Origin of the sequence: Pseudoalteromonas sp. 31A1 (assembly GCF_011378815.1) — a bacterium.
GTDB lineage: Bacteria > Pseudomonadota > Gammaproteobacteria > Enterobacterales > Alteromonadaceae > Pseudoalteromonas > Pseudoalteromonas arctica.
The window spans coordinates 164,975-177,021 of the sequence record NZ_WTKY01000004.1; the positions used below are offsets into that span (position 1 = coordinate 164,975).

General features: G+C 39.6%; 10 protein-coding genes. 5 read left to right on the forward strand and 5 right to left on the reverse strand.

All coding sequences use genetic code 11. The annotated features are described in order from the left end of the window. The first annotated feature begins 22 nt into the window (after positions 1-22). The 3 genes from GQR52_RS06130 (at position 23) to GQR52_RS06140 (ending at position 3,551) form a co-directional block, all read left to right on the forward strand. A complete protein-coding gene (locus tag GQR52_RS06130; RefSeq protein ID WP_024590332.1) occupies positions 23-808 on the forward strand; it encodes a hypothetical protein in 786 nt (261 codons plus the stop codon). Between the two features lie 100 nt (positions 809-908). Further along, the gene (locus tag GQR52_RS06135) at positions 909-2,291 is read left to right on the forward strand and encodes an amidohydrolase (protein WP_165727835.1); all 1,383 of its coding nucleotides are present in this window, start codon (positions 909-911) and stop codon (positions 2,289-2,291) included. Between the two features lie 12 nt (positions 2,292-2,303). Beyond that, complete coding sequence (locus GQR52_RS06140; protein WP_165727836.1) at positions 2,304-3,551, forward strand: amidohydrolase family protein; 1,248 nt, start codon at positions 2,304-2,306, stop codon at positions 3,549-3,551. A 306-nt stretch (positions 3,552-3,857) separates the two neighbouring features. Here GQR52_RS06140 and GQR52_RS06145 read toward each other — a convergent pair whose 3' ends face one another. Beyond that, on the reverse strand, positions 3,858-6,080 hold the full coding sequence (locus GQR52_RS06145) for an NADP-dependent isocitrate dehydrogenase (protein ID WP_165727837.1): 2,223 nt from the start codon (positions 6,078-6,080) through the stop codon (positions 3,858-3,860). Between the two features lie 791 nt (positions 6,081-6,871). Beyond that, positions 6,872-7,090, reverse strand: coding sequence for a cold shock domain-containing protein CspD (cspD, locus tag GQR52_RS06150; RefSeq protein WP_002962500.1), 219 nt, complete (start codon positions 7,088-7,090; stop codon positions 6,872-6,874). Positions 7,091-7,299: 209 nt separating this feature from the next. Here cspD and clpS point away from each other — a divergent pair, with 209 nt between their 5' ends. Next, the gene (clpS, locus tag GQR52_RS06155; RefSeq protein WP_007585109.1) at positions 7,300-7,608 is read left to right on the forward strand and encodes an ATP-dependent Clp protease adapter ClpS; all 309 of its coding nucleotides are present in this window, start codon (positions 7,300-7,302) and stop codon (positions 7,606-7,608) included. A gap of 231 nt (positions 7,609-7,839) precedes the next feature. After that, a complete protein-coding gene (clpA, locus tag GQR52_RS06160) occupies positions 7,840-10,101 on the forward strand; it encodes an ATP-dependent Clp protease ATP-binding subunit ClpA (RefSeq protein WP_007585108.1) in 2,262 nt (753 codons plus the stop codon). A gap of 213 nt (positions 10,102-10,314) precedes the next feature. Here clpA and infA read toward each other — a convergent pair whose 3' ends face one another. The 3 genes from infA to aat form a co-directional block, all read right to left on the reverse strand. Continuing rightward, complete coding sequence (gene infA, locus GQR52_RS06165) at positions 10,315-10,533, reverse strand: translation initiation factor IF-1 (protein ID WP_002962494.1); 219 nt, start codon at positions 10,531-10,533, stop codon at positions 10,315-10,317. Positions 10,534-10,623: 90 nt separating this feature from the next. Beyond that, positions 10,624-11,328 carry an arginyltransferase gene (locus tag GQR52_RS06170; RefSeq protein WP_010552618.1) on the reverse strand — a complete coding sequence of 235 codons (705 nt, stop codon included), beginning with the start codon at positions 11,326-11,328 and terminating at the stop codon, positions 10,624-10,626. Further along, positions 11,321-12,037 (reverse strand): leucyl/phenylalanyl-tRNA--protein transferase, encoded by a 717-nt coding sequence (gene aat, locus GQR52_RS06175; protein ID WP_165727838.1) that lies wholly within the window; start codon positions 12,035-12,037, stop codon positions 11,321-11,323. Before aat ends, GQR52_RS06170 begins: the two co-directional genes overlap by 8 nt. Positions 12,038-12,047: the final 10 nt, after the last annotated feature.

A 12,047-nucleotide genomic window follows, 5' to 3' on the forward strand; every position in this document is an offset into this window, starting at 1 on the left:
GTCGTGTTTTTTAGGAGCAACGGTGAGCAAAACGTTAGCCAGTTATTATCAGCAAGCATACGCTTGCGATCAGCAGCATTTTAACCAGTGTTTTTATTGTGGCTGTGAAGCGACAGAGCGCGACCATTGTCCGCCCCTGCATATGCTGCAAAGCATTGTTGATTTAGGTGAAGAGGCTGACTTTATATCTATTGCGGCTTGTTATGAGTGCCATGCACTTTTACATAACGAAAGGCTGATGACGATTGATGAGCGCTTTACTAAAATGAAAAAAAAGCTTGCCACTAAATACGCAAAACCTCTGCGTGTTTATAACATGTGGGAAGAAAACGAACTTGGCGATATGAGCGATGAGTTTGCGCATAGTATTCAAGCGGGTATGAAATTAGGAAAAGAAGCCGCTGAGCGTTTAGCGTTTACTGGTTTTAGTTATGCCACAGAAGATGCCAAAGTCGCTGTACGCGAAAAAACGAAAGAATTTGATGTAGAAGGCATGATATTTACCGACTTTAAAGAGGCGTTAAATTACTGCATTAATGACTTGAACGTACAAAAAAGTGACTTTTATAAAATATTGGTTGAGGACTACCAAGGCGATTTTAATAAAGCATTGAGCCAGTATCGTCACCGTCATGACAAAGTAACAGCGGCTAAAGATGGTAATACAATTATTAAAGACTTTTCTAAGTTGCATAAACAAAACTCTGATTTTGTAACCCGTACGGTTAAGCACTTTATTAGTAAAGACCCATCGCTGACTACCGAAGGTGCGCTCGAAAAGTTATATAACAATTATATAAAGAAATAATTACAGAAATTCATCTTAATTAACTGCGTTTTCACCTGTTTTTTTGGCTTTATCCCTTAGCTTTCGCTAAAGTAGCAAAAAAACAGGAGATCCAAACAACATGCAAAAATTTGCTCCCTCTTTATTAGCTGTTGGCTTAGCGGCTGCACTTGTAGGTTGCCAAGAAAACGGCCCGCAAGACGATAAAATAACAATTAACAAAAATCCTTACCCAAGCACTTATCAGCCAGTTGCTACATCAAGCACATTAATTACCAACGCCACTGTATTAACAGGCACTGGTGAGCGTTTAGATGATGCTGATGTATTACTTGTTGACGGTAAAGTACAACAAGTAGGTAAAGACTTAACTGCTACTGCTGATGTTACAATTGATGCACAGGGCAAATGGGTTACACCAGGTATTATTGACGTACATTCACATTTAGGTGCTTACCCAAGCCCATCGGTTGAGTCGCATCAAGATGGTAACGAAATGACCAGCCCTAATACTGCAGAAGTGTGGGTTGAGCATTCTGTTTGGCCACAAGATCCTGGCTTTAATCGCGCACGCGAAGGTGGCATTACTTCTCTACAAATTTTACCAGGCTCAGCTAACTTATTTGGTGGTCGCGGCGTTACGCTTAAAAACGTACCTGCACACACTATGCAAGGCATGAAATTTCCAGAGGCGCCGTATGGTTTAAAAATGGCGTGTGGTGAAAACCCTAAACGTGTTTATGGTCGTCAAGGTGTATTGCCTTCAACTCGTATGGGTAATATGGCAGGTTACCGTATGGCATGGGCTGAAGCCGCTGAATACAAACGTGCATGGGATAAGTACGATGCCGATTATGAAGCAGGTTTAAACCCAGAAGCACCAGTGCGTGATATTAAACACGATACGCTTCGTGGTGTGCTTGAAGGCGAAGTACGTATTCATAATCATTGTTATAAAGCTGAAGAAATGGCAATGATGATTGACCTGTCAAAAGAATTTAATTACGACGCCGGTACTTTTCATCATGGTGTAGAAGCTTATAAAATTGCTGACTTACTTGCCCAAAATGGTTCGTGTGCTGCACTTTGGCCAGACTGGTGGGGCTTTAAAATGGAAGCCTACGACATGGTTCAAGAAAACGTAGCCATTGTTGATGCAGTTAAAAATTCATGTGCGGTTGTTCACTCAGATTCAGATACCACTATTCAGCGCTTAAACCAAGAAGCTGGCAAGGTTATGTACCGTGCTAACGAAAACGGTTTTGATATTTCTGAGCAACACGCTATTAAATGGATCACGGCTAACGCTGCTAAGTCGTTAGGTATTGATGACAAAACAGGTTCACTAGAAGCGGGTAAACAGGGCGATGTGGTTATTTGGAATCAAAGCCCATTTAGTGTTTATGCTAAAGCTGAACAAGTGTTTGTTGATGGTGCAAAAGTTTACGATAGAAACGACAGCGCGTATCAAGCAACAAGTGATTTTATGTTAGGTCAACAATAAGGAGCACCCAGAATGAAAAATTTATCACGTTCGTTTTCGCTTTCTCTGGTTGCTGCAGGATTATTAGCATCTGGTGCTGTAAGCGCACAATCGCTAGCAATTATTAATGCAACATTACACACGTCTTCTGATCAAGGTGTTTTAGAAGCGGCAAGCATTGTAATGACAGATGGAAAAATTACAGCAATTAACCCAGCTGAAGTTATAGCCGATAAAGTTATTGATGCAAAAGGTCAAATTGTAACACCCGGTTTTATTGCCAGTGTAAATCAACTTGGTTTAGTTGAAGTTAGTGCAGTTGCGGGCTCTCGCGATGCAGGCGAGGAAAAAGCCGGTATTGATTTTGACGTAAGTCTTGCTTACAACGCGCATTCGAGCTTAATTCCTTACGCTCGTAAAGGCGGCGTAACACGCGATGTAATTACCCCTCATGGTGGCGATAGCATTTTTTCAGGTCTTGCTAGTGTTGTTGATTTAAGTGGTAGTTTTGATAGCGAAATGCAAAAACAAGCGGCTCTAGTTGTTTATTTAGGTGAGCGTAGTAAAGGCTCTCGTGCTTTTACTTTACAAACACTTATTAATAAACTTGATGAGCACAAAACGAAAGCCGGTAAAAAAGCTAAAAAAGATGACGACAAACCAAGTGCTGAAGACAAAGTAATGGTGAAAGTCCTTAGTGGCGAAATGCCATTAGTTGTTGGCGTTTCGCGTGCGGCAGATATTATTGAGCTCATTAAAGTAAAAGAGCAATTTGGCATTAATTTAGTACTTAATGGTGCACAAGACGCTGTTGTAGTTAAAGAGCGCGTTGCTAAAGCAAATATCCCAGTAATTATTAGTGCAATGGACAGCTTACCAGCAAGTTTTGATTCGCTTCATGCGAGTTTAGATAATGCAGGTGTGCTTGAAAAAGCAGGTGTTAAAGTATTATTAACGGTAGGTGGCGATGCAAGCCATAATATTTATCAGTTACGTTTTGATGCTGGTAATGCAGTATCGTATGGTATGAGCCAAGAGGGCGCGTTAAAAGCGGTTACATCAAACGTTGCTGATGTATTTGGCATTAATGCAGGTAGCCTTGAAGTAGGCAAAGCCGCTGATGTAGTAATGTGGAGTAATGACCCGTTTGAACTGAGTAGCCACGTGAGCAAAATGTTTATTAATGGGACTGAGGTATCTACACAATCTCGTCAGGATAAACTGCGTGACCGTTATACGACTGATTCAAAAATGCCACGCGCATATACCAACCCGCAATAATACTTAATCAATTTGAGGGATTAAATCTGACGCTAACTGCGTTAAAAATTTCTGATATAGAGCAACTAAATCACGAAATTTTTGCCTTGTTATCGACAAGATTTTCTTGCCTCAAAATTGATCACTTAATTAAGCGAATTGGTATGATACAAAGTAATCAGAGTTTAAATAACTTAAATAACTTAAATAACTTAAATAGTTTTGGTTAATCAAAAAGGTCGCTATCTAATGATAACGACCTTTTTTATTGGCGTAAAAAAGCCGCTTACTTTTTCAAGTAAGCGGCTTTTTAATTTAAACCAATATTTATACTAATTTAGCAAGAATACCGTTAAACGTAGTGCTTGGACGCATTGCTTTAAACGCTGCATCGTCATTAGGTAGGAAGTAACCGCCTAAATCTACTGCAGGGCCTTGAGCATCGTTTAGCTCACTTACGATTTGGTCTTTATTAGACTCAAGATCGCTAGCAATTTGCGTAAACTGTGCTTTAAGTTCGCTGTCGTCGTTTTGTTTAGCAAGTTCTTGTGCCCAGAATAAAGATAGGAAGAAATGAGAACCACGGTTATCAATTTCTTTCACTTTACGTGAAGGCGATTTGTTTTCTGCTAAGAAAGTACCAGTCGCTTTATCTAGCGTATCAGCAAGAACTTGTGCCTTGTTGTTACCCGTAGTTACGCTTAGGTGCTCAAGCGATGCAGCAAGTGCTAAAAATTCACCTAAAGAATCCCAACGTAAGTGGTTTTCTTTTTCGAATTGTTGAACATGCTTAGGTGCAGAACCACCCGCGCCAGTTTCAAATAAGCCGCCACCGTTCATAAGTGGAACAATTGAAAGCATTTTAGCACTAGTACCTAGCTCTAAGATTGGGAATAAATCTGTAAGGTAATCACGTAAAACGTTACCTGTTACAGAAATAGTGTCTTTACCTTCTTTAATACGCGCTAGTGAGAACAATGTTGCTTCAAGCGGTGCTAAAATTTGAATATCTAAACCAGCTGTATCGTGATCTGGTAGGTATTTATTTACTTTTTTGATTAGCTCTGCATCGTGTGCACGATTTTCGTCTAACCAAAAAATAGCAGGAACGCCAGTTGCACGTGCACGGCTTACTGCAAGTTTAACCCAATCTTGGATTGGTGCGTCTTTAGCCTGACACATGCGCCAAATATCGCCTTGCTCAACACTGTGCTCAAGTAATGTATTACCATTTGTATCAACAACACGGATAGAACCGTCAGCTTTAGCTTCAAACGTTTTATCGTGTGAACCGTATTCTTCAGCTTTTTGAGCCATAAGGCCAACGTTTGGAACGCTACCCATAGTTGTTGGATCAAATGCACCGTTTACTTTACAAAAATCAATAGTTGCTTGGTAAATACCTGAGTAACAACGATCTGGAATTACAAAGCTAGTGTCTTGTAATTTACCATCGTTATTCCACATTTGACCGCTTGAACGAATTGCAGCAGGCATAGATGCATCAATAATCACATCACTTGGTACGTGTAGGTTTGTAATACCACGGTCAGAATCAACCATAGCAATAGCAGGGCGGCTAGCGTAAACAGCTTGAATGTCTGCTTCAATTTCTTTGCGCTTTGCATCGTCTAATGTTTGAATTTTAGAATATATGTCGCCTAAACCATTATTTACATCAACACCTAGCTCTTCAAAAAGCTTACCGTGTTTAGCAAATACATCTTTGTAGAATACTTTTACAGCGTGACCAAAGATGATTGGATCAGATACTTTCATCATTGTCGCTTTCATGTGAAGCGAGAATAAAACGCCTTTTTCTTTTGCTGCATCAATTTCAGTAGCTAAGAAAGCTTGAAGCTTAGAAGCGCTGATGCTTGATGCATCAATAACTTCGCCAGCTAAAAGAGGAGTGCTTTGTTTAAGTACTGTAACATCGCCGTTAGTTGCAACGTGTTCAATACGAACATCAGTTGCTGTATCAACAGTGATTGATTGCTCAGAGCCAAAGAAATCGCCTTCGCTCATGCTAGCAACGTAAGACTCTGAATCTTTGCTCCACGCACCCATTGAATGTGGGTTGTTACGTGCATATTCTTTTACAGAACCAGGTGCACGACGGTCTGAGTTACCTTCACGAAGTACTGGGTTTACTGCACTGCCTTTAATTTTGTCGTAAGCAGCTTGAATTGCTTTTTCTTCATCATTTTTAGGTTCTACAGGGTAATCTGGAAGTGCATAACCTTGTGCTTGAAGCTCTTTAATTACCGCGCGAAGCTGTGGAACAGATGCACTGATATTTGGTAATTTAATAATGTTAGCTTCTGGTGTTTTAGCAAGCTCGCCAAGTTCAGCAAGTGCATCACCAATGCGTTGTTCTGGTGTTAAATAATCAGGGAAGCTTGCAATTACACGACCTGCTAAAGAGATATCGCGAGTTTCAACTTCAACACCTGCCGCATTTGTATATGCTTGGATGATAGGTAGCAACGAGTAAGTTGCTAGTGCCGGAGCTTCGTCCGTTTTTGTATAGATAATTTTTGATGTCATCATCATTCCTAGATAGTAGACCGTAAAGGCCTTATTCAACAATGCAAAGAAACTCATTACTTTTGAGTGAGTACATATTATTAAACGAGTTAATGCACACGTACGCTCGTAATGAATAGTTTGTTAGGTGTTGGTACTCAGCGTTGCTCTTTTATAAAAGCAGAATAGTCACACCTGACGAACTGGAATTGTATTTATAGCTAAAAAATTAACAAAAATAAATCAGCCTTTAGCCTAGTACATATAAAAGAGGCGACAAGTTGGATTAGTTGCTGCGTTAATACGCAATTTTTAGCACCAAGAGTGTAACAAGCTTAAATAAAAAGGGCTAGGGTCTGTTGATCTTTGCGGATTGAAATTTGTTCAAACTAGGGGCTATTTAATCGCGGCGCGAGATTAGTAACCTAGTGGGCTAAGTAAAAACCGAGCAACAAAGAGTAAATAGTCCCTAGGAAGAACCCTCTGGGCAGCGACTGTTTGGCATTAATGCTACGTTATCGCCCATTTATGGGGAATAACCACACTGCATAGGCTCTGCCTTGCCTAAATACCAAACAGACTGCTGCAAATTCAACCTTGAAAGATCAACAGACCCTAGAGTTTGAGCATGCCCAATAAGCAGTTAAACAATCAACTCTTAGAACATTGGGGTATATAAAATAAATTCAAGGAAAAGGGTTGAATTTGAATGAAAAGAGGCAATAAATAGGGGAGAAGAGATAAGTTAGTATGCTTAAGGAATTAAGCGAGGATCTTAAAAGGTCACTCGCTTTAGTCGAACAAAACAATAGTCACTCAATAATGTCACCATCTGGGGCAATATTTTTAGCGTGTAGACCTTTAGGTCCTTGTTCTAATTCGAATGTTACATCTTGACCAGCTTTAAGCGTTTTATAACCGTCCATTACAATTGTTGAGTAATGAGCGAAAATATCATTCTCGCAGCCGTCTTCTACGATGAAACCAAAACCTTTAGCGTTGTTGAACCATTTAACTTTACCGCAAGCCATACTTCTACATCCTTCAATAAGTTGACTAATTTAGTTATTCTAAATTGTATTATTTGCTAGACTGACTAAGGTTTAATCAATCTACGTTTGACTGTAGTTTATTTAGCCAACCAGTCAAGTGTTTTGAGTTATTTTTTTAACATTTTATTTATTTTTTATTCAAGTTTGCTTGAGTTACAAAGACAAGACTATATTTAATTATGAGTGGTATGAAAGATTCAGGTGTTATCGACACAGTTCGCGACAGTGAAAAGCAAAAGCTACAGCCGCCGCGAAAATATAAAGTTGTTTTAAATAACGACGACTACACGCCGATGGACTTTGTAATAGAAGTTTTAACGACGTTTTTTAATATGGATAGCGATAGAGCAACCGACGTGATGCTTCAGGTTCATGAAAAAGGTAAGGGTATATGCGGTGTTTACAGCGCCGATGTTGCCCATACTAAAGCTGAACAAGTTAACCGCTACGCGCGTGATAACGAGCATCCACTGCTTTGTAGTTGTGAGCAGGAATAAATACCAATTTTATTAGAAAATGACCATTTTAGCGGATTAAATTACTTATTAACTTCGTTAAAAATTATTCATATAGAATAACTATATTTGTAATTTTTGCCTTGTTACTAAGTTATTTCCTCATCGCTATAATAGGCCACTAATTTTATACAATTGGTATAAATACCAATCTAGGGTGATCAAACATCCGATTGTTGTGGTATAAATTATTATCTCAGTAAGGGGTTGCCAATGCTAAACAAAGACTTAGAACTCACATTAAATGCCGCGTTTCGTGAAGCGCGCACTCGCCGTCATGAGTTTATGACCGTAGAGCACCTTTTACTTGCGCTGTTAGATAATCCTTCTGCAGGAGAAGCCCTAAACGCGTGTGGTGTTAATATTTCTGGTTTAAAAACCGAATTATTAGAATTTATTGACGAAACAACACCCGTCATTCCAGATTTAGAAGAAGAGCGTGAAACTCAGCCAACACTTGGCTTTCAACGTGTATTACAACGCGCTGTGTTCCATGTGCAATCGTCAGGTAAAAATGAAGTCACTGGCGTGAATGTGCTAGTTGCTATTTTTTCTGAGCAAGAAAGCCAAGCTGTATATTTACTTAAAAAGCATGATGTATCGCGTTTAGACATCGTTAACTTTATTTCGCATGGTATTTCTAAAGCAGATGATGAATTAGGCAACGACAGCGACGATATTCATGATGAAGTGCAAGAAGTTCAAAATGAAGAAGCAAGCAAGCTAGACAGCTTTACAACTAATTTAAACGTTCAAGCCCGTGAAGGTAACATTGACCCACTGATCGGTCGCGACAGCGAAGTAGAGCGCACGGTACAAGTATTGTGTCGTCGTAAAAAGAATAACCCATTACTTGTTGGTGAAGCGGGCGTTGGTAAAACAGCTATTGCTGAAGGCTTAGCGTATCGCATTGTTAATAAGCAAGTACCAGAAGTAATTGCAGATGCCGTTGTGTACTCGCTAGATATGGGTGCATTGCTTGCGGGTACTAAATACCGTGGCGACTTTGAAAAGCGTTTTAAAAGCTTACTAAAAGAGCTACAAGCAGAGCCTGGATCTATTTTATTTATTGATGAAATACATACTATTATTGGTGCCGGCGCGGCGTCTGGTGGTGTTATGGACGCATCAAACTTGCTTAAACCACTCCTTTCAAGTGGTAAGCTACGTTGTATGGGTTCAACAACTTACAACGAGTATAAAAATATTTTTGAGAAAGACCGTGCATTAGTACGTCGCTTTCAAAAAATTGATGTACTTGAGCCAAGTGTTGCCGATACCACTAAAATATTAAATGGATTAAAAGAGCGTTACGAAGAGCACCATGGTATTCGTTACACTCAAAAAGCATTAAAAGCAGCTGCAGAGCTTAGTGCTAAATATATTAATGAGCGCCATTTGCCAGATAAAGCAATTGATGTAATTGATGAAGCGGGTGCAAGTCAGCGCTTGCAACCTAGCTCTAAACGTAAAAAAACCATTGGCGTGGCAGATATAGAACTAATTATATCTAAAATGGCACGTATCCCAGCGCAAAGCGTCTCGTCAACAGATAAAGAAACGCTTAAAAACTTAGACCGTAACCTTAAAATGCTCGTGTTTGGGCAAGATCAATCTATTGATGCGCTTACATCAGCTATTCGCTTATCTCGCTCTGGTTTATCGAGCGAAGAAAAACCAGTGGGTTCGTTCTTGTTTGCAGGCCCAACCGGTGTGGGTAAAACAGAAGTAACTAAGCAACTTGCTAAATGTATGGGTGTTGAGTTTATTCGTTTTGATATGTCGGAATATGTAGAACGCCATGCAATAAGCCGATTAATTGGTGCACCACCAGGGTATGTTGGTTTTGAACAAGGTGGTTTATTAACAGAAGCTGTGATTAAAAATCCACATGCAGTTGTACTACTAGATGAGATTGAAAAAGCGCATCCAGACATTTACAACATTTTGCTACAGGTTATGGATCACGGTACGTTAACCGATAATAACGGTCGTAAAGCTGATTTTAGAAACGTAGTGGTTGTAATGACTACCAATGCGGGCGTTCAAGAAACTACGCGTAAGTCGATTGGTTTTACAGAGCAAGATCATACGCACGATGCAATGGGTGCAATTAATAAAGTATTTTCACCAGAATTTAGAAACCGTTTAGATAACATCATTTGGTTTAATCACCTTGAACGTGAAGTTATTCTACTGGTGGTTGATAAATTTATTGTGGAACTGCAAGCGCAGCTCGATAAAAAATCGGTTAATCTTGAGCTTACGTCTAAAGCACGTGAGTGGTTGGCAGATAAAGGCTACGATAAAGCAATGGGTGCACGTCCAATGGCACGTGTTATTCAAGAAGAGCTTAAAAAGCAATTAGCTAACGAAATACTGTTTGGTGAACTTGTTGATGGCGGTACGGTTAAAGTATCAGTTAAAGACAAGAAGATTCGCTTTGATTACGAGAGTAATTTAACACCAGCGTAAAATGTTAATTAAATAATCTAGTTAAATAAAATGGCCCGCTACATAATAGCGGGCCATTTTTTTGCCCTTTTTATAGGCAACAAAAAACCCAGCAAAAACTGGGCTTTTTGTTTATTAAATGTAATTGCTAGTCAATGTCTATCAATTACATTTAATAAACGCTTAAAGCTAGTAAAACACTAGCCAAAAACTAAATCTCGTTTACGCACTTACTTAGCGAGCACGGAATACGATACGACCCTTTGATAAATCGTAAGGAGTCATTTCTACCGTTACTTTATCGCCGGTTAAAATACGGATATAGTTTTTGCGCATTTTGCCTGAAATATGAGCCACAACTACGTGACCATTTTCTAGCTCAACTCGGAACATTGTATTTGGTAAAGTATCAAGGACTGTCCCTTGCATTTCGATTACGTCTTCTTTCGCCATGTTTAGCGTAACACCTCTTTAATAGTTAAACGCTGCAGATTTTGCCCAAAATACTCCAATAAGTAAAGGCGCAGGGGCTATATTTGCAAATTAAATAGCCACCCACTCATCATTGAGCTGTTTTTGAGCAGGTAAAAACTGAGTTTTGTACTTCATTTTGTCGCATTCATCAATTTGATAGCCTAAGTACACGTATTGCTTATTTTGCTCTTTAGCAAACTTTAGCTGCTCTAATATCATCACAGAGCCTAAACTATAGTGTTCAAAGTCGGGATCAAAAAAGGTATAAATTGCAGAAATAGCGCTATTCATACAATCAGTTACGGCAACCGCGACTAAAGTATCTTGGTGCCACAATTCAATAAATGTGATCTTGAGCCAACTACAAAGCAAAAAACTTTGAAACTGTTCTTTTTCAGGAGGGTACATACTTCCATCCTGATGACGCATCGTTATGTATTTACTATAGAGCGGATAATACTCAGGTCGCTCTTGCGTTGAATATTTTACCTCAAACTGTGTTTTTGCTTTGTTTAGTTTACGTTTTTGCGATTTTGAGGGCATAAAGTCTTGTGCTAATACACGCACAGAACTACATGCGCTGCATATTGGGCAGTGCGGACGGTATATTTGGTTACCACTGCGACGAAATCCCAAGCCTAATAATGACTCAAATTTGTCGGTGCTGTAGCAACTAGGATCAAGAATAACTAAAAGTTGCTCTTGTCTGTTGGGTAAATAGCTACAGTCAAACTCTTGGGTTAAACCAACACGTGCAGGAAGTTGCTCATTCATAGATTGCGTCAAGTTCTTGTGGCTCCCACATAATAGGGTTAACAGTATAGTTATGTGCAGCTTTTAGTTTAGTCAAAAATGTTGAACGGGGAATTACTTGTGCACCCAGGGTCATTAAATAAGGGTTTTCTAACTGGCAATCAATAAAGTGTGCATCATGGCGTTTAAGCCAATTTACCAATGCCCACATAGCAAGTTTGGAGCAATTGGTTTGATGATGAAACATCGACTCGCCACAAAATACCCCATTTTGCATTATGCCGTATAAGCCACCTGCAAGGTCTCCGTTACTCCACACCTCTAAACTATGTGCAATGCCTGCATTGTGTGCATTAACGTAAGCGTTGAGCATGTCAGAGGTGATCCAGGTGCCATCGGTATCAAGGCGTTGATCGCGACAGGCTTCTATCACTTCCTCAAAGGCATTATTAATGGTTACTCTAACAGGGTGTTTTTTTAAATGCTTACGCAGGCTCTTACTTATATGAAAATCATTAAGCTCAAAAATGCCTCGCTCACTTGGCGACCACCACATAATAGGCTCGTCTTCGCTAAACCAAGGGAATATTCCGCTTTTGTAGGCATTACTTAGCCGAGGCAAGCTTAAATCGCCACCAATTGCTAATAAGCCATCAGGGGATTCTAATGCGTATTCCGGATTGGGGAATGCTATATCGGTTTCGCTTAATTGGTATAGCTGATTTCTCATACAGTACTTA

Excerpts from the sequence above, each read along its gene's own strand:
- GQR52_RS06145 (WP_165727837.1), bottom strand. The coding sequence starts at position 6,080 with ATGACATCAAAAATTATCTATACAAAAACGGACGAAGCTCCGGCACTA.
- aat (WP_165727838.1), bottom strand. The coding sequence starts at position 12,037 with ATGAGAAATCAGCTATACCAATTAAGCGAAACCGATATAGCATTCCCC.
- GQR52_RS06170 (WP_010552618.1), bottom strand. The coding sequence starts at position 11,328 with ATGAATGAGCAACTTCCTGCACGTGTTGGTTTAACCCAAGAGTTTGAC.
- cspD (WP_002962500.1), bottom strand. The coding sequence starts at position 7,090 with ATGGCTTGCGGTAAAGTTAAATGGTTCAACAACGCTAAAGGTTTTGGT.
- GQR52_RS06140 (WP_165727836.1), top strand. The coding sequence starts at position 2,304 with ATGAAAAATTTATCACGTTCGTTTTCGCTTTCTCTGGTTGCTGCAGGA.
- GQR52_RS06135 (WP_165727835.1), top strand. The coding sequence starts at position 909 with ATGCAAAAATTTGCTCCCTCTTTATTAGCTGTTGGCTTAGCGGCTGCA.
- clpA (WP_007585108.1), top strand. The coding sequence starts at position 7,840 with ATGCTAAACAAAGACTTAGAACTCACATTAAATGCCGCGTTTCGTGAA.
- clpS (WP_007585109.1), top strand. The coding sequence starts at position 7,300 with ATGAAAGATTCAGGTGTTATCGACACAGTTCGCGACAGTGAAAAGCAA.
- infA (WP_002962494.1), bottom strand. The coding sequence starts at position 10,533 with ATGGCGAAAGAAGACGTAATCGAAATGCAAGGGACAGTCCTTGATACT.